The organism is Nonomuraea sp. NPDC004702 (genome assembly GCF_053601695.1).
In genome coordinates, this window is record NZ_JBSGCE010000050.1 from 47,300 (window position 1) to 64,551 (window position 17,252).

Below are 17,252 nucleotides of genomic sequence, written 5' to 3' on the forward strand. Positions count from 1 at the left end.
CCGTGCAGGCAGACAACCGCGCCGAGACGGCGCACCCCGCCGGCCCCACCTTGACCGGGCCACTTCGGCCTCGGGGCTCGAGCAGCACTGAAACGGCCAAACACGTCAAGGAGCTTGGTGCGGACTCTTACCGTGGCTGGACAAGGCGGTGGTGGAGGCGTTGAAGCCGATGCCCATGCCGAGGCCGCCGACGGCCCATCCGACCAGGGCGAGCCAGGAGGGGAGTGCGCTGGTCAGGATCGTCAACGCGATCAGCGCGACCCCCGCCGGCAGGACGGCGAAGCCCAGCACGGTGGAGGCCGTGCGCGTGCCGTTCTTCCCGTTGTCCCGCCTGGCCTGCAGACCTGCGCCGACAACCCACGTGATGGCTCCGGCGGACAGCCCCAGACCGGCCAGTGTGGCGCCCATGCCCCGCAGCTGCTGCAGCCCGAGGGGCAGGGAGGCTTCGCTGCCGAAATAGACACCGCACAGCAGGCCACGGACGACGACACCCGCGCCGAGGCCGGCCCGGGCGCTGAGGGTGCCTTCCGGGGTGACCCGGCGCAGCGCGGGCAGGGCAACGGCGACACCGGCCACGGCCAGCACGATCATGAGGACGAGGTTCTTCAGCAGCAGTGCCTGGAGCAGCACGCCGGTGCCCACGGTGAGCAGGATCGCGCCGGCCAGCGGACGCGTCCACCACGGAGCGGCCGGGGCTGGGGCGGTGGCGGCTGCTTCTGCGCGGTGCAGGCGGCATGCCGGGCAAAGCGAGAAGAGCGGCCACCCGGCGATCGGCAGCATGAAAGGAAGACCGACCGCCACGTGAGATGGTCGGCCAGGATGCCTGCGACGGCGGGGCCGACGAGGGAAGGGATCGTCCAGGCCGAGGACAGCAGGGCGTACATCCGGGCCCGCAGGCGCTCGGGGTAGGCAACTCAGATCATGGTGTAGGCCATGGACATGACCGCTCCAACGCCCAGGCCCTGTCCGAAGCGGCCCACCAGGAACGGCAGCCAGGAGGGTGCGGCGCCGGCCACCGCGCAGCCCGCCGCGAAGACGAGCATGCCCAGGGCCATCGGACGCCAGGAGCCCCGGCGGTCGGCGGCGCGCCCGGCGAGCACGGTGCCGACGATGTTGGCGAGCATCAGCACCGACAGGCCCCACCCGTAAGCGCCCAGGCCGTCGAGATCCTCCGCGATGCCGGGCAGCACGGTCGGCACCCCGAGGGACTCGAACGCGACCATGCCGACCGACAGCAGGAGGCCGAGGGTGAGCGCGCGGTACGCGCCCGAGAAGGCGCCCTCCTTACCTGCGGGGGGAGAGAGTGGGGCGTGCGCCGTTCCACTCCTCCTGGGAGGCCGAAACCCTGTGGACCGCGACCGCCGATGCCGACCTCGCTCGCGAGCGTGCCGAGCATGACAGCCGCCAGGCTCAGGCCCGGGCCGAGACGCCGACAGCCGCGCCGAGACCGCCCGGCAGGAGGCGACCGACGCGCGTCCGGCCCTGGTCACCGCCCGGGGGAGGCCGCCGGCGCCGCGCGGCTGCAGGCCCGCGCCGAGGAGGAGTTGCGCCAGGCCGGCACCGAGCGTGACCTCCAGCGCGAGCGCGCCGTGGCCGCCGAACAGCAGGCCCGCGCCGCCCAACCTGAACGCGAACGTGACGCCGAGCAGGTACGGGAACTACGCGACCGGCTGTCCGCCGCGCAGGCCGCCGCCGGGCTGGTGCTGCCCGAACTGGCCGACCTCAGCGGCGACCTCGGCGACGGCGCCCGCGGTGTGACGCTGCCCGAGGCCGGCATCGACGTTGCCCGGCAGCTGGACGGCACCGTGGTGCTGCACCACCAGAACCGGCAGATCCGGCTGGGCGACGGCGAGTATGCCGCCGCCCACGCCCGCGCCCTGGCCGCCGGCCTGCTCGCCCTCTCCTCACGTACATGACATGGAGAAAGAGAGCCTGATGGATACCATTGCATCGCTGCGGTCACCCGGCGCAGCGCCGACGCTGAAGATACTGTCTCGAATCTCACGTGCCGGGCGTGAATGCCCGTTCCGTGGAGACGCTGCCAGCCATGGCCGAGGTGCTGTCACGTCACGGTTGGTTCCGCGGATCAGACATCACATCCTGTTTTTGAGCCTCACAGGCTGAAGGCCGCCCCCGGCCAGAACGAAACGAGGGTACGGCCGACGTCAGCGCGAGCCGTACCCTCTTCGTGTGTCAGGAGGTTACAGATGCGTAGGCCTTCGCCAGGTCGGTCCAGATCGTCCTGGCAGCTCCCTTGCCTTCCTGGTTGGTCACAACCATGAGGGTGACCCCTCTCGCCATGTCGGTGCCGCCCAGGGAGGTGAAACCGCCGTACAGCCCTGAGTGCCCCTGCCAGCTACGTCCGGAGACGCTGGTCGCCAGGGTGCCCATCCCGTAGGGCTCGCCCGCCCGCACCGACTGGGGCGTCACCTTGATCATCTGCGTGACTGTGGCAGGCAGCAGTAGCTGTTCCCTGGCATACAGCGCGTCGAGCAGCTTGGCGGCGCCGAGCGCCGTCCCGGCGAACATCCCGTCGCCGAACGGCATGCCGTACACATCGGTGGGGATGCCGGTGGCCCCGTAGCGGGTGAAGTAGTCGATGGTCTTGCCGTTGTCGACCGTGTACCCGTGGGCGAAACGCAGGAACGCGCTGTCGGATCGCTCAGCGGTCAACTCCGTGCTGGTCGCCCCCGTCCGCTGGACGAACGTGCGGATGCCGCTCGCCAGTGCGGCGTCTCCGCCGGACACCCTGCTGAGCAGGTGGGCGATGATGATGAAGCCGGTGTTGGAGTACTCCCACTTCGTGCCCGGCGCCACTGGCGCGTGGATTCCCGGTGCCAGCATGGACCAGGTGTAGGGCCGGTTCGGGTCGTAGTGGTCGCCGGGCAGGAACAGGTCGGCGGTCTCGGGGGCGCCGTAGATGTCCGGGTAGCCCGCCGTGTGCTGGAGCAGCATGCGCAGGGTGACCGTGGTGGAGCCGGGGACGTCGTTGCCGAGGTACGTCGAGATCGGGCTGTCCAGGGACAGCGTGCCGGTTTCGACCAGGTGCAGAGCGTAGGTGGCCAGCACCAGTTTGCTGAAGCTGGCGTAGGCGAACATCGTCGAGTTGGTGACGGGCGTTGTCGGGCTGTTGATCGCCTTGCCGGAGACGGTCGACCAGACAGGGGTGCCGTTGCGCAGCAGGACTGCCTGGACGCCGGGGTTGCCGACCTTCGAGGAGGCTCTGGCGAACGCGGTGTCCAGTGCGGCCGAAACCGGGTCGGAGATCTTTGGCTTCGCCCCGGCCGCCGGGGCGAAGGCCGCCAGGAGGCTGAGGGCCAGGACGAGTGCTCGTATCATTGCACGCCCTTCTCTGGGGGATACGCGTCATTGTGGAGGCGGGTTTCCCGGCTGCTGTTGGCCGGAGCGCCAAGGTTTCTTCCAGGCGGATGACCTGAGAGACAAGGAGTGGAGGCGGTGCGTGGTCCATGCGCCACCGTGTCAACGGGCGCACCGAGGTGTGACGTGGGGACCGCTGCTCAGGCGCTCGCGTTCGTAGGACGGCGCGTCGGTTTCCAGCCGGGCGTGGGGACGCTGGTGCGCAGGGCTTGGGTGTACGGATGTTGGGGGCTGTCCAGCACGTCACCTGTGAGCCCGCTCTCGACGATGCGGCCCTGCCGCATGACGACGCAGGTCTCGGTGAGCTGCCTGACGACGGCCAGGTCATGGCTGATGAGGAGGTAGCTGATCCCGGTGGCGTGCCGGATGTCGTCGAGCAGGTTGAGGATCTGCGCCTGGATCGACACGTCCAGCGCCGAGACGGATTCGTCGAGGATCAACACCTTGGGTTCCACCGCCAGCGCTCGGGCGATGGAGATCCGCTGTCGCTGTCCCCCGGACAGCCGGCGGGGGAACGCCTGTTGTTGCCGCTCGTCGATCCCCACCATGTCGGCGAGTTCGCGGATCCTTGCCGCGCGTGCGCGCCGATCCAGTTCGGGCCGGTGGAGGCGGAGCACCTCGTCGAGGCACGCTTGCGCGGATCGGCGCGGGTCGAGCGTGGAGTAGGGGTCTTGGAACACGATCTGCAGTTCCCGAGCGCGATCCCGGCGTTCGCGGAGCCGTGCAGCCGGCGAGGAGCGGTCGCGGCCGCAGACCGTGATCGTCCCGGCGGTGGGCGTGGTCAGCCCGACCAGCATCCGGGCCACGGTCGTCTTCCCTGATCCGGACTCGCCGACGATCCCGAGCGAACCGCCGGAGGCGAGTGAGAAGGAGACGTCGTCGACGGCTCTGTGGCCGGGGAAGTCCTTCGACAGTCCGGTGACCCGGAGCACGGTTTCGCCGGAGGCGGCCGGTCGTTCTCGGGCATCGACGCTCGGTGTGGGTGTGAGCGTGATCTCGGCGCGTCTCAGGCATCGCGCGGGTGTCGCGGAAGTCATGTCAAGCGTCGGATGCTCGTGGGTGCACCGGTCGATCGCGAAGTCACACCGGTCGGAGAAGGCACAACCTGGCGGAGCCTCGAAAGCCGCCAGCGGTCGTCCCGGTACGGCGCGCAAGCGGGGAAGCGCGCGCCCGAGGTCGGGGCGAGCGCCCAGCAGACCGGCAGAGTAGGGGTGCTGCGGCGCGGTCAGCAGCCGATCGCTGGTGCCGACCTCGACGATCTCGCCGGCGTACATCACCGCGACGCGATCGCTGATGGCGGCTGCGAGTTCGAGGTCGTGGGTGATGAACAACATCGCCATGCCGCGATCCCGGCGCAGGTCGTCCAGGAGCGCCGTCACCTCGGACTGGGTCGACACGTCCAGCGCCGTGGTCGGCTCGTCGGCGAGCACGAGCTGTGGATCCCCGGCGAGCGCCACGGCGATCATGATGCGTTGCAGCATCCCGCCCGAAAGCTCGTGCGGATACTGGCGCAGTCGTCTTCGGCCGTCGGAGATGCCGACCTCGTCGAGGAGCTTGACCATCTTGGACTCGGCGGCGGCACGGCGAAGCCCTCCGGTGGTGGTCAGGCCCTCCACCAGGAAGTCCCCGACGGTCCGCACGGGGTTCATGTGGACGCGCGGATCCTGGTGGATCATCGCGATCTTCGTGGCGCGGTAGCGGCGCAGGGCCGCCTCGTCCAGGCGGAGCACGTCCTGGCCGTCGACCGTGATGGTGCCCGACACCGTCGCCTGGCGAGGGAGCAGCCGGGCGATCGACCGGGCGGTCATCGACTTGCCGGAGCCGGACTCGCCGACGAGGGCCACCGTCTCGCCCGCGGCCACCTCGATGCCGAGGTCGCGCAGGACGAGGCGCCGCCGTCCACCGACGGTGAGACTGACGTTGAGGTCGCGGATCGTCAACATAGTCATGCGGCCAACTCCTCGGCTCGGCGCAGCAGACGATTTCCCACCAGGGAGAAGGAACAGATCGCGGCGATCAGGCAGACCCCGGACGCGATCGACTCGGCGGGATATCCGGCCAGGACGCCGGCCTGCCCCGTCGACACCATGACCCCCCAGTCGGCCGAGGGCGGCTGCACGCCGAGCCCGAGGTAGGACAGCCCCGCCAGGTCGACCGTCGCCCAGGCCAGGGTGAGCGCGGCCTGGCCCATGACCATCGGCAGGACGTTGGGGACGACATGACGCGAGCAGATCGTCATCCCGGAGAATCCCTGCGCGGTGAGCGCGTCGACGTAGTCCTTGCCGATCTCGGTCAGTGCGGCTGATCGCACGACGCGGGCGACGTAGGGCACGTAGGCCAGCGCGAGGGCGATCACCAGGGCGAGCGGGCCTGTTCCGAGCACGGCGGCGGCGAGGACGGCGAGCAGCAGCCCGGGGAAGGACATGGTGGCATCCAGGACGCCGGCCAGCACAGTGTCGACCCATCCACCCCGCCAGGCCGCGACCACCGCTACGGCCATTCCCAGCGTGGTGGCGAGGGCGACGATGGACAGCGGGCCGAGGAAGCTGGATCGGGCGCCGACGAGGAGCCGGGAGACGATGTCGCGGCCCTGTCCGTCGTACCCGAGCCAGTGACCTGCGTCCGGACCCCAGTACGCCTGCGACAGTTCGACCGCGTCGGGGTCGTGCGGGGCGAGCAGCGGCCCGAAGAGCGCCAGGACGGCGAAGAGCACGACGCCGGCGAGGGCGATGTGGCCGGGCAGGTCCAGCCCGGCGATGCGCGGAAGACGCCGCCGCATGCCCGACATGTCCGGGTGGGTGAGCTGATCGAGCAAGGTCATGACGGACTCCACTGGGAGCGGACGCGTGGGTCGAGGAAGGCCGTGAGCAGGTCGACGAGCAGGTTGGTGAGCGCGAACATCACCAGCAGCACCATCGCGATGGCCTGCGCGACGGGGAAGTCCTTCTGCGTCACCGAACTGATCAGCAGCCCGCCGAGGCCGTTGAGCTGGAAGGCCGTCTCGACGATGGCGGAGCCGACGACCATGCCGGCCAGGGACAGACCGGCCGCGGTCACGATCGGAACCAGGGAGTTGCGAAGGACGTGCCTGCGGAACACGTGCCGGCGTGGCAGGCCGCGGCCGAACGCCGTTTCGACGTGCTCCCGTCCCATCTCCTCGCGGATCGACGTCTGGACGACCGAGCCGACCACGGGCCACCAGCCGACCGACAGCGCGATGGCGGGCAGCGCGAGATGATGGAGGCGATCACCCCATCCCGTGCCCTGGCCGAAGACGGGGAACCAGCCGAAACCCACGGCGAACACCGAGATCAGGACGGTCGCGGCGACGAACGCCGGGGTGGCGATGCTGATGCTCATCAGGGCCGAGACGCCGTCGTCGACCAGCCGGGACCGGCGCTTGGCCAGTCCGCCGAGCAGCAACCCCGCCGCCACCACGATGAGGAAGGTCATCAGCACCAGCAGCGCCGTCGTCGGAGCCGCGGTGCGCAGCAGTTCCGAGACCGGTGCGTGCTGCTGAATGGACTCGCCGAGGTCGCCGCTGAGCAGTCCGCGAAGCCAGGAGACGTAGCGCTCGGCGAAGGGCTGGTCGAGGTGGTATTGCTCAGCCAGGGCGGCGCGCTGCGCCGGTGTGGACGGCCGGTTGCCCAGGAGGAAGTCGATGGGGTCGCCGGGCGCCAGCAGGATGCTGGCGAACACGGCCATGCTCGCCGCGAAGAGCGTGGCCACGAAGATGCCGATGCGCGACAGGACGAATCTGGTCATGAGCCGGCCGGTCGCCGATCGGATGGACGCATCCTGAGTCCGTCGAACAGGTGGGTCAGGCCCGCCCGCGTCGCGCTCTCCAGGTAGTGAGCGTTCGGCGATATGACGGCGGACAGGAACAGGCCGTCGAGGGTGGACGACAGGAACTGGGTCAGGTCGGGATCCGGCTCGCCGCCCAGCGCCCGCACCGTGGCGTCGCACAGCGCGAACCCGCTCGCCTCCCATGCTTCGAAGGCGCTTCGGTCGAAGTGTTGTCCTGCCAGTTCGAGGGTCAGCGCGAGGGTGGCCGTCGTGGTCACCTTCCGTTCGCCCGCACGGCTCATGACCTCGGCGACGAACAGTTCCACCAGTGCGGCCGGGTCGTCGCCCGTCTCCTCCACCTGGGCGCGCAGCCGTGCGAACGCCGCGGCCTCCTGGGTGGCGACATCGGCCAAGGCGCCCGCGATCAGCGCGTCGGTGCTGGAGAAGTAGTAGGTGATCAGCCCGGGTGCCGCTGCTGCCTGCCTGGCCACGCTGCGATGGGTGACGGCACGGACTCCCGCGTCCGCGATCACCTGCAAAGTCGCGTCGAGGATGCGGCGACGGGTCTGCTCCCCCTTGGGGTGCGAGTGGGTCGGCATGGCGGACATTCAACCCAAAGTTGTACTTGTGTTCAAGACTTTCTTGTGCAAATGTTCAACAACTTCGTCGGTCCTTCCCCTGCTTCGTCCTCAGGAGGCACACGATGTCCCATCCGCTTCGTCGACGCCGGCCGGCCGGACCGGTCGCAGCCGTCGTCGGCGCCGTCCTGGTTCTCACCGGTTGCGGGCGCGCACACGACGACAGGCCGGCAACCGCGCCGGAAGGCCATCCGGTCGCCGCACCCGCGGCCACGGAACGAGTCGAGTCGGTCACGTGGAACCTCCCCGGTGAGCCCACCAGCCTCGACCCCACGAAGGCCTTCAGCGGAGCCGACCTGTGGGTGAGCTCCAACGTGTGCGAATCGCTGCTGGCCTTCACGCCCGGCGGCTCCGTGGAGCCGGGACTGGCGACGTCGATCAGCACACCGGACCCCACCACCTACGTCGTGCACCTGCGGCCTGGGGTCTCCTTCAGCGATGGACACCCCCTGACCGCCGAGGACGTCGCCTTCAGCCTCAAGCGTGTGACGGACCCCGCCTCCGGGTCCTACTGGAGCCAGTTCGCCGTCCGCCTGGAGAAGGTCACCGTCACCGACACCCGCACGGTGACGATCACCCTGAAGCAGCCGGACACCATCTTCACCGGGATGCTCGCCACTCCGATGGGGCAGATCGTCAGGAAGGCGGCCGCCGAGAAGGCCGGAACAGCGTTCGGCACCGCCCGGGGCGGCATCGTGTGCACCGGTCCGTACACGGTGGAGTCATGGAAGAAGGGCGACAGCATCACGCTGGCCGCCAACGACCGCTGGTGGGGCGCGGGCCGGCGACCGCTCCTGGCCCGGCGGGTGAAGTTCACCTTCATCGCCGACGACAGCACCGTCGCCTCCGCCCTCGCCAACGGCGACGTGGACGGGACCTTCTCCGTCCCGGGCGGCGCCGCCCTGTCCAAGCTGACGAACACGGCCGGCGGGAAGATGTACCTCGGGCCTTCGACCGCGCAGACCGCTGTGGTGCCCACCCGGCTCACCGGCACCGGTCCGCTGGCGAACCCCCTGGTGCGCGAGGCGTTGTCGTACTCCATCGACTACCCCGGCATCATCTCCACGATCTTCGGCCCCACCGCGAAGCCCCTGCGCGCCATCGTGCCCCCCGGCGCGTTCAGCTACGCCACCGCCACCTTCCAGCAGGCCTACGACGCGCTGCCCGAACCCCGGCGGGACATCGCCACCGCCAAACGACTCCTCGCCCAGGCGGGCACCCCCCACCCGGCCGTCACGATCGCCGTCCCGTCCGGATCAGCCGACCTCGTGCGCGTCGGTGAAGCCATCCAGAGCAACTCCAAGCAGGCGGGCTTCGACATCACGATCAAGTCGATGCCCGACGCGGACTTCTACCCGCTCTTCTCCAGCGCCGACGCCCGCGCCAAGGTCGACGCGTTCGTCACCGACTGGTTCGCCGACATCCCGGACCCCCTTGAGCTCTACCAGCAGATCGGAACGCCGGGATCGGCCGCCGACTTCGGCCGATACGACAACCCGAAGGTCGCCGCGCTTCTCGACCAGGCCAGGTCGACCCCCGACGCCGAGCAGCGCGCTCAGCTCGTCGTCCAGGCTCAGCAGGCCATCACGCGCGACAAGGTGTGGATTCCCATCGCCTACAGCCTCGGCACCATGTTCCTCAACAACCGCCTCGGCGGCGTGACTTCCGCCAGCCCCTACAGCCTCTACTCGCCCTGGCTCACGACGCTCGGAGGACGCTGAGCATGGAACGACTCAAGCGATACCTCGAACGGGTTCCGGACGCCTCCCACTTCCCGACCCTGCCCGAGGTCGAAGATCGGCTGCGGCGGATCCACGCGCGACACCCGGAGACGACGGCGCTCGAGGTCATCGGCACCTCTCGTGCCGGGCTGCCGCTCACCATGCTCTCCGTGAGCGCAGGGGCCGCACGCGGTGACCGGCACGCTGTGGTCACCGGCATGCCCCACCCCAACGAGCCCACCGGCACGCTGGGAGCCCTGGCCCTCGGCGAACTTCTTGCCGAGGATCCGTCGCTGGTAAAGGAACTGGGCCTGGTCTGGCATCTCGTGCCGTGTGTGGACCCCGACGGCGCCGCTCTCAACTACGGCTGGTACGCCGGCCCCTACACCCGCCGCCACTACGCCGAGCACATCTACCGCCCCCCGTTCCCCGAGCAGTACGAGTGGACGTTCTCCCGACCCGACCTCGACCCGCCCGGCCTCGACCCGATCCCAGAGTCGGCGGCCGTCGCCGCCGTCATCGACAACTTGCGGCCGACGTTGCTGATCACCATGCACAACGGCGAGACCGGCGGTCTCTTCGCGTATGTCACCCAGGATCTGCCCGGCCTGGTCGAAGGGCTCGGAGAGACCGGTGAGGCAACAGGGTTGCCCATTCACGGGGGCCGTCCCGAACTCGACGTCCACGTCCTTGGCCGAGGACTCTTCCAGATGTCGGATCCAGCGGGCGGCATGCTGTCGAGCACCGAGTACGCCCTGGCATACGGCACCGTGGGCGTCGTCCAGGAGCCACCGATGTGGGTCCATGCCGCCATGGCCGACGACGCTCTCAGCGATCAAACCCTCCGCCAGGTCCACGACGCCGCCCAGGCAGCCAGAGCCGATCTGGCCGTTCGCATGGCCGGCTGGGTCGCCGCCGTTCGGGCCCACCACGACCTCGACACCCCTCGCGGCCGGGGGGTGCTGGAGCAACTGCGTTCCCTGAACGCCGGTCCCGAGCCCGGCCTGGAGTCGGCCGACCAGCAGTGCACCCTGGCCTACGCACGATCAGTGGCCGAGGACGTGCTGCTCGACACCCTGCGCTGCACGGGACATCTGACAGCGTTTCTCCGAGACGAGTCGAAGAGGTCGCCGTTGGCTCCGGAGGTCGCCGGCGTCCTGGCCGAGGTGTCGAACACCCTTGCTGCATCGGCTGAGCGGGAGAGCGAACTCACCTTCGTCGGACTCGGACCCGCCGTCCGGGCTCACGTCGGCATGGCGCTGACCACTGCGAGTCTGTTGTGAGCGACCGCCCGCATCGCACCAGGTGAACCGCCGGACGAGCGCCTTTCGATGGTGTTCGTCTCACAGCCTCCCGTGGGCCGCCATGTGGCCCACACCATCGTCGTGATGCACCGCATCCGATCGTGGAGACTGGACCGACTGCGGAACTGATCCGTGCGCCTCGTCATCGTTCAAGGCGCACCTTGCTTGAGGCGGTGCCCCAACTGCATGATTGACCTGCGTCAGCTCCAGGTGCTGCGCGCCATCGCGGTGAACGGCTCTCTGGCGGGGGCGGCACGGCAGCTCCGGTTTGGCCAGCCCACGATCAGCTACCACCTAGAGGCCCTGGAATCCCACCTCGGTGCGCGGCTGGTCGAACGGAGCCCTGCCGGTGCCGTCCTGACCGACATCGGCGCGATGGTGCTGGAGCACGCGGCCGGGGTGCTCGACCGGATCGCCGTGGTGGAGTCGGATGTGCAGGCCCGTCTGGCCCATGGCCTGGCCACTCTGCGTGTCGGCGCCTTTACCACGGCCGCCACGAAACTACTCCCACGCCCGCTGCGGCGAGCGACCGAGGGCAGCGGGGTCCGGGTCGAACTGACCGAGGCCGAGCCCCTTGAGCTGCTTACACGGGTCAGGTCCAGGTCGCTGCACTGCGCGCTGATCTACGACGTCGCAGGTGTCACACCGCGCTACGGATCGGATCTGTACGTGGAGAAACTGTTCGACGATCCCTTCCGCCTGCTGCTGCCCGTGGAGTACGCCCCCGCCGGGCCTGTCGATCTCGGGCAGTTCGCCGAGGAGGGCTGGATCATCTCCGCCAGCGGCTACGACCCAAGCGACCAAACACTCTTCGCCACCTGTCAATTGCTCGGCTTCCGCCCCCGCATCGTGCTTCGTACGGACAACTACAGCGTGATCCACGGATTGGTGGCCGCCGGTGGCACGGTCGCGTTGGTGCCCGAGCTCGCGCTGGAGCAGGGACACGACGTCGTCGCCCGGGAGACGGCGCAGGACATCGGCGCGCGCAGCGTCCTGTTCGTCACCCCTGCCGGCCCGCAGCCGCCCCTCGTCGAACGGCTTCGTACGCAGCTCCATAGCCACTATGGAGCCGCTACCTAGAACCGGGGCATTCCGACCGTGTCGCCTGACTGCGACGATGGGCGACATGACCCGTTACGGCGCCATGTACGGCCCTGACCTCACGTTCCTCGGCGTGCCTGCCTGTGATCTTGACGAGCCCGAAACCTGGAGCGATGCCCAGGTCGTCATCCTGGGTGCTCCATACGACGGCGGCACCTCCTACCGGGCAGGCGCCCGATTCGGTCCCGGCGCCATCCGTCAGGCCTGCTACCTCGGGCACGATGGCACCCGACCCTCTCTGGCCCTGGGCGTGGACGGCCTGCTCGACCTCAAGGTCAAGGACGCCGGAGATGTGGAGATGTTCAGCGGTGACGCGCACGGTGCCCACGCGGCCTTGGAGCGGGCCGTGAACATCGTCTCGGCGGCCGGGAAGATTCCACTCGTACTGGGCGGTGATCACTCTATCGCCCTGCCGAACGTCACGGGCGTCGCCCGCGCAGTCGGCTGGGGCCGGGTCTCGATCATGCATTTCGACGCCCATGCCGACACCGGAGACAGTTCCTTCGGCTCGCTCATCGGCCACGGGCAGCCGATGCGCCGCCTCATCGAGTCCGGTGCCGCCAGGGGCGACAGATTTCTGCAGATCGGGCTGCGCGGCTACTGGCCCGGGCCCGAGACGCTCACCTGGATGGCCGAACAGCGGATGCGCTCCTACGAGATGACCGAGCTCGTCGAGCGTGGCCTGAACACCTGCCTCGACGAGGCCTCGCAGATTGCCGTCGACGGTTGTGATGGCGTGTATCTGTCGATCGATGTCGACGTGGTCGACCCTGGAATGGCCCCGGGCACCGGAACCCCCGAGCCTGGCGGACTGACCTCACGCGAACTGCTGGACGCCGTACGACGGCTTGCCTACGAGTTGCCCATCGTCGGTGTCGAGGTGGTCGAGGTCGCTCCTGGCCACGATCAATCCGACATCACCGCCATGCTCGGCAGCCGGATCGTGCTGGAAGCGCTGTCCGGTCTCGCCCGCCAGCAGGCAGAGAAGAACGGCGGGCTCGAGCCATGGGATCGCAGCCAGCCGTTGCTCGACAGCTACTGAAGCACGAAGGCGCCCAGGCCGAGCGCTCTGACATCGGAGCGCGATCAAACGCCTGGCGGTCAGAACCGCCGCCAGGATGTCCGGCACTGGATCCACGCCGCTGCCCCGACCGGCCGGCACGGTGAAGGGCCTTGGAGGAGGCTGGGCGCAGGAATTAGCGCGAGCGACCTGGGGCTTGTTCGCCTGTTAGTGGTCCGTGACGTGATGGCCCCGACTGTCTACAGCCCCGGCCAGCCGCCACTGGGCTGATCAGTGGGTGCGGCGGTGGGGCGCCAGGATCTCGGTGACCTTGGCGATGGCCTCAGGTCCGGGTTTGACGTAGCGCATGGCGGTGCGGGGGTTCTTGTGCCGGGTCTTGCCCATGATGAGCTGCAGCGGCACTTCGGCGTCGCCGAGGTGGGTGGCGGCGCTGTGGCGGAGCTGGTGCAGATCGAGGCCGGCGTACTTCTCCAGCAGGACGCGGGCGCGGTCGTAGCCCAGGCGGGCGCGACCGGTGTGCGGGCAGATATCGCCAGCCGCCGGCCGGCGGGCTGGGGGAGGGGCGGCGTTGGGCCAGGAACAGCGGACCGTCGTGCGCGTGCTGCCGTCCGGGAGCCGGAGAAGCCGCGGCAGCCGCTCGGCGATCAACTGCCAGGCCGCGTCCAGCGCCCGTACTCGTCCGGCCAGGTGCTCGGCCACCGGCTCCTCAAGGCTCAGCCCGGGCAGGACGTCCGCCTGGACCGCCTCCCACTGCGCGCCGTCCAGCAGGCGCGCCCGCGGGTCGGCCCAGGAAGAGCAACTGGAGGACGACTGGCGCTGCCTGCCCATGCTGCTGGCCGACCGGTCTGGCGTGAACGACACGAACTTTGCACATTACGCCGCATGGTTGGTTCGAGTCCGGGACGGCTCCGCGCCGGTCGGGGTGGGGGCCAGGGCGATCCCGCGAGTCAAGATGGGTCACGCGTACCTGGCATGATGGCGGCCCAGGAAGATCTTCGGAAGGCTTGATGTGAAGAAGACGCTGTCCATCGCCGCTGCGGGCCTGCTCGTGATCGGCCTTGCCCCTGCCGCGCACGCCATGTCCACGGCGCAGGTGAGCGCGCGCGATGTCTACGCCGGCTACGCCCAGCTCTCCGCCCAAGAGACCGAGGGCAGGGACTATCGCCGCGTCCAGCGCGTCCCCCGCGGAGCGCGGGTGGCGCACATCGCCATCCACGGCGGCGCCATCGAGGCGCCCACGTCGCAGCTCGCCGACCAGGCTGCAGGCCGCAGGCACGCCTACTACTCGTTCGAGGGCATCAAGGCCTCCGGCAACAGCGCTCTGCACATCACCGCCACGCACTTCGACGAACCCAAGGCGCTCGCGGTGGTGGCGGGCGTCGACTACACCATCTCCTGGCACGCCGCCGCAGGCACCGGCGCCACCACTTACGTCGGTGGACGAGACACGGCATTGATCAAGAAGGTGAAGGCCGAGCTACGCGCCGCCGGGTTCCCCGTCGCGGCGTCCGTGCCCACGGAGATCGGCGGCACGAGCACCCGCAACATCGCGAACAGGAACCGCAGAGGCATGGGAGTGCAGCTGGAGATCAGCCGGGGCCAGCGGGAGCGGTTCTTCGACGGCGGCAAGCTGACTCGCGCCTGGGTTGAGAACCCCGCCAACCGTACGAACGCCTTCTACCGCTACGTCGCGGCCGTCAACCGTGCCCTTGGCTGAGCGGCACGGATCTTCTCGCCACGGTCCTCGCGCGGCGGCGTGTACGACATGCGCAGATATGAGCAGATCACGTCCACGATCGTCTGCCGCAGCGCCGGGGTGTCCTGGGCCAGGCGCTCCAGCGCGTACAGACCGGCCAACCGGACGGGGGCCTGAGCGTTGCCGAGCTGCTCGGCGGCCTTGGTGTAGAGCTCGGTGACCCGGCGTTCGGCAGCGTCGTGCGTGGTGTGCGCGGCGGCAAGCTCCTGGTGGCGCTGACGGCGCACGCCAGCCGGTCCTGCTCGTGACCCAGACCGCGAACATGCGATCTCTGAAACTCGCCGCCCTCGTGAACCGCTCGTCCGCCACGTTCGGTCGTTCGATGAAGGCGATGGGCCCGCCCCGACAAAGCCGTGCGTCGCGGCCACTTCCTCGGCTGTGGGGTCGGGCACGGAGATGAGCAGCTCCACGTCCGACGCGGACAGTCTCCAGGACATCGCTTCCGGCAACTGCGGGCGCATCGGATCGTAGAGCTGCCCGAGCGTGGGGCGGAAGGTCATGGCCACCGCAGGTAGTCTCCTCGGTCACGGGCACTGGGGTGCGGCAGTCCCGCGGCTGCCGTCGTCATCGCACGTCGTCATCGCACGTCGTCATCGCACGTCGGTCATCGCACGTCGGTCATCGTGCGGCGTCACTGTGGCGGCCATCGTCACGGCCACGGGCCTCGTTCTTGTCTCCGGCGGACTGGGCACGGCGATCGAACGCATCACGAGCGGTGTCGCTACCGGGATTCCTGGCTGCCGCGGACTGGATGCGGGCCGCGGCGTCCCTGCCCATTAGCGTGCTCTTGCCCATGCCCGCTGATCTACCCCGACCACCGCTACCGGAACGAGGAAGATGATCAAAGTCTTCGGCAAGGCCTGCCGAAGAGCACGATCGCGCGACAGCGAGCATCATGGCCCACCGAGCCTGCTGCTGCGGGGCTTGCCGGAGAATGCGGAGGCAGCGCCGAGTCCGGCAGGATGCCGACCGCCGGGTTGAGGCCGCCAGGGAGGACGCCCGCGACGCCTGGGCCCAGGTGTCCGAGGACGAACGCGCCCAGGGCACGGCCGAGCAGGCCCGCGACGACGCCCTGGGCGAGCGGGAGCAGGCCCAGGCCGAGCAGCACCGGACGTCTGCCGCGGCGCCGGCCACCCAGGCGGCCGGGGCCGGGCGCCTGGATGGCCGGGCAAAGAAGGCCAGCCCGACGCTGCTGGACGCCGGAGCGCCCGGGGCGCCCGGTCCGGGCCGGGCCACTAGCTCGGTCACGGTGTCGTCACACGGGCGGACTGGTCATCTGGATGCTCACGCGCAGGCGCGGTGGCGCGGTCGTAGGCGGCGCCGAGGGCGCGCAGCACGGCGTCTCAGTCCAACAGGGCGCGCGCATCGGTGCGTGCAGCTCCCTCTTCACCGCGATGCTGTCGCCGGTGAGCTCCATGTCCAGCAGGTCGCGCGGGCCGCCGTAGCTGTTGCCGTGCTCGTCGGCGGTCAGCAGCTCGGCGGTGATGCGGGTGGTCAGGCTGTCGCTGAGCGCGGTGCGGTTGTCGCGAGCGGCGGCGCGGTCAGCGGCCAGCGTGAGCACGGGCACGCCGGTGGCCAGCAGCGCACGGGCACGGGAGGCGGCGGTGGCGGTGGAGTCGCTGACCTGGCCCAGCCCCTCCATCAGCGCCGCGTGGTCGCCGGACCGGTCGGCAGTGTTGAGCAGGAACGCCAGAGCTTTGGCCAGTTGCCAGGCGATCTCGGCGTACGGGTCGGCCTGGTTCATCGGCTGCGACAGTGCGCCGTACAGCGCTTCGCTCAGGGGACGCAGCTCGGGCAGCGCTGCGTGAAACTGGGCCGGGAACAGCGGCTGGGCCGGGCGCGGGGGCGAGCTGGTCATGACGGCTCCGAGGGGGCGGTGGGGGTGCTGGTGATCGTGCGGGGCAGTTGGCCGGCCGTGTAGGGGTACTTCTTACGCAACGCTGCAAACCGGGCCTTGACCTGGGCTGCGGTTACGGCGGCGGGACGGGCAGGCTGTGGCTCAGCAGCTCGGCGATCTGTTCCCAGGTGCGGCCGCGAGCGCGGGCGGCGTGCAACACGATCAGTTCGCGCTTCTCGGCGGCGCAGCCACTGGTGGCTGCCCCTGGGCGGCGCCCACCGCGCGCTGGCCGACAGCCGGGATGCCACCCCGAACAGGTCGAAGCCTGGCTCCGGGACGTCCTGCGCACCCATGGCTGGCAGCCGGCACCACCGGAGGTGTGGCTGCCTTTGCTTCCCTTCCGATCAGGCCGCTACCGCCCCATCCGCGTCCTGCCACTCCGTGCAGTCCAAGGGCCTCCCTCCGCTGGGCGCGGCTGACCAGACGCTGTCCGCCCGGGCGGAACGCCTGCGGCCGGCCGCTGCCCTGTGCTGTCACGGGCTGACGCTCGCAAGCTGCAGGTCGGTGCCGGCCCTTTCCCCAGCCCGATCACTGGCGCAGATCATCGATCAGCGGGCTCAGCAGCGGCCACATCTATGCAGGCGTCCAGCGTCTCGACCAGGCTCGTCTGGTGCTCCTTGTCGTAGGCGACGACCCGGGCGATCGGCCCG

The 17,252-nt window shown here is 69.7% G+C and carries 16 protein-coding genes; 6 read left to right on the forward strand and 10 right to left on the reverse strand.

All coding sequences use genetic code 11. The annotated features are described in order from the left end of the window. Window positions 1-105: 105 nt before the first annotated feature. Both ACWEJ6_RS40420 and ACWEJ6_RS40425 read right to left on the reverse strand, forming a co-directional pair. Complete coding sequence (locus tag ACWEJ6_RS40420) at window positions 106-780, reverse strand: hypothetical protein (protein WP_452430825.1); 675 nt, start codon at window positions 778-780, stop codon at window positions 106-108. A gap of 134 nt (window positions 781-914) precedes the next feature. Further along, window positions 915-1,490 carry an MFS transporter gene (locus ACWEJ6_RS40425; protein WP_452430858.1) on the reverse strand — a complete coding sequence of 192 codons (576 nt, stop codon included), beginning with the start codon at window positions 1,488-1,490 and terminating at the stop codon, window positions 915-917. Between ACWEJ6_RS40425 and ACWEJ6_RS40430 the strand changes: the two genes are divergently transcribed. Then, window positions 1,395-1,916 (forward strand): hypothetical protein, encoded by a 522-nt coding sequence (locus ACWEJ6_RS40430; RefSeq protein ID WP_452430860.1) that lies wholly within the window; start codon window positions 1,395-1,397, stop codon window positions 1,914-1,916. The two genes, ACWEJ6_RS40425 and ACWEJ6_RS40430, sit on opposite strands and share 96 nt — an antisense overlap. Before the next feature lie 277 nt (window positions 1,917-2,193). On the opposite strand, the gene ACWEJ6_RS40435 is transcribed toward ACWEJ6_RS40430, so the two are convergent. From ACWEJ6_RS40435 to ACWEJ6_RS40455, 5 genes are all read right to left on the reverse strand, one after another. Further along, a complete protein-coding gene (locus ACWEJ6_RS40435) occupies window positions 2,194-3,339 on the reverse strand; it encodes a serine hydrolase domain-containing protein (RefSeq protein ID WP_452430827.1) in 1,146 nt (381 codons plus the stop codon). Window positions 3,340-3,518: 179 nt separating this feature from the next. After that, on the reverse strand, window positions 3,519-5,327 hold the full coding sequence (locus ACWEJ6_RS40440) for a dipeptide ABC transporter ATP-binding protein (RefSeq protein ID WP_452430829.1): 1,809 nt from the start codon (window positions 5,325-5,327) through the stop codon (window positions 3,519-3,521). Beyond that, window positions 5,324-6,199, reverse strand: coding sequence for an ABC transporter permease (locus tag ACWEJ6_RS40445; protein WP_452430831.1), 876 nt, complete (start codon window positions 6,197-6,199; stop codon window positions 5,324-5,326). Before ACWEJ6_RS40445 ends, ACWEJ6_RS40440 begins: the two co-directional genes overlap by 4 nt. Beyond that, on the reverse strand, window positions 6,196-7,143 hold the full coding sequence (locus ACWEJ6_RS40450; RefSeq protein ID WP_452430833.1) for an ABC transporter permease: 948 nt from the start codon (window positions 7,141-7,143) through the stop codon (window positions 6,196-6,198). Before ACWEJ6_RS40450 ends, ACWEJ6_RS40445 begins: the two co-directional genes overlap by 4 nt. Further along, window positions 7,140-7,763: a TetR/AcrR family transcriptional regulator gene (locus ACWEJ6_RS40455; RefSeq protein ID WP_452430835.1), complete on the reverse strand. Its 624-nt coding sequence runs from the start codon at window positions 7,761-7,763 to the stop codon at window positions 7,140-7,142. Before ACWEJ6_RS40455 ends, ACWEJ6_RS40450 begins: the two co-directional genes overlap by 4 nt. Window positions 7,764-7,867: 104 nt before the next feature. Here ACWEJ6_RS40455 and ACWEJ6_RS40460 point away from each other — a divergent pair, with 104 nt between their 5' ends. The 4 genes from ACWEJ6_RS40460 (at window position 7,868) to speB (ending at window position 12,970) form a co-directional block, all read left to right on the forward strand. Then, entirely contained in the window at window positions 7,868-9,523 is a 1,656-nt protein-coding gene (locus ACWEJ6_RS40460; protein WP_452430837.1) for an ABC transporter substrate-binding protein, read from the forward strand. Between the two features lie 2 nt (window positions 9,524-9,525). Continuing rightward, window positions 9,526-10,806, forward strand: coding sequence for a M14 family zinc carboxypeptidase (locus ACWEJ6_RS40465; protein ID WP_452430840.1), 1,281 nt, complete (start codon window positions 9,526-9,528; stop codon window positions 10,804-10,806). A gap of 207 nt (window positions 10,807-11,013) precedes the next feature. After that, the gene (locus ACWEJ6_RS40470) at window positions 11,014-11,907 is read left to right on the forward strand and encodes a LysR family transcriptional regulator (RefSeq protein ID WP_452430843.1); all 894 of its coding nucleotides are present in this window, start codon (window positions 11,014-11,016) and stop codon (window positions 11,905-11,907) included. A 46-nt stretch (window positions 11,908-11,953) separates the two neighbouring features. Beyond that, entirely contained in the window at window positions 11,954-12,970 is a 1,017-nt protein-coding gene (gene speB, locus ACWEJ6_RS40475) for an agmatinase (RefSeq protein ID WP_452430845.1), read from the forward strand. A 249-nt stretch (window positions 12,971-13,219) separates the two neighbouring features. On the opposite strand, the gene ACWEJ6_RS40480 is transcribed toward speB, so the two are convergent. Continuing rightward, complete coding sequence (locus ACWEJ6_RS40480) at window positions 13,220-13,810, reverse strand: tyrosine-type recombinase/integrase (protein ID WP_452430847.1); 591 nt, start codon at window positions 13,808-13,810, stop codon at window positions 13,220-13,222. A 148-nt stretch (window positions 13,811-13,958) separates the two neighbouring features. Here ACWEJ6_RS40480 and ACWEJ6_RS40485 point away from each other — a divergent pair, with 148 nt between their 5' ends. Beyond that, a complete protein-coding gene (locus tag ACWEJ6_RS40485; RefSeq protein ID WP_452430849.1) occupies window positions 13,959-14,666 on the forward strand; it encodes a poly-gamma-glutamate hydrolase family protein in 708 nt (235 codons plus the stop codon). Here ACWEJ6_RS40485 and ACWEJ6_RS40490 read toward each other — a convergent pair. Next, window positions 14,633-14,932, reverse strand: a complete 300-nt coding sequence (locus ACWEJ6_RS40490) for a hypothetical protein (RefSeq protein ID WP_452430851.1) — start codon at window positions 14,930-14,932, stop codon at window positions 14,633-14,635. The two genes, ACWEJ6_RS40485 and ACWEJ6_RS40490, sit on opposite strands and share 34 nt — an antisense overlap. Before the next feature lie 1,028 nt (window positions 14,933-15,960). Next, window positions 15,961-16,563, reverse strand: a complete 603-nt coding sequence (locus ACWEJ6_RS40495) for a hypothetical protein (protein WP_452430853.1) — start codon at window positions 16,561-16,563, stop codon at window positions 15,961-15,963. Between the last annotated feature and the right edge of the window lie 689 nt (window positions 16,564-17,252).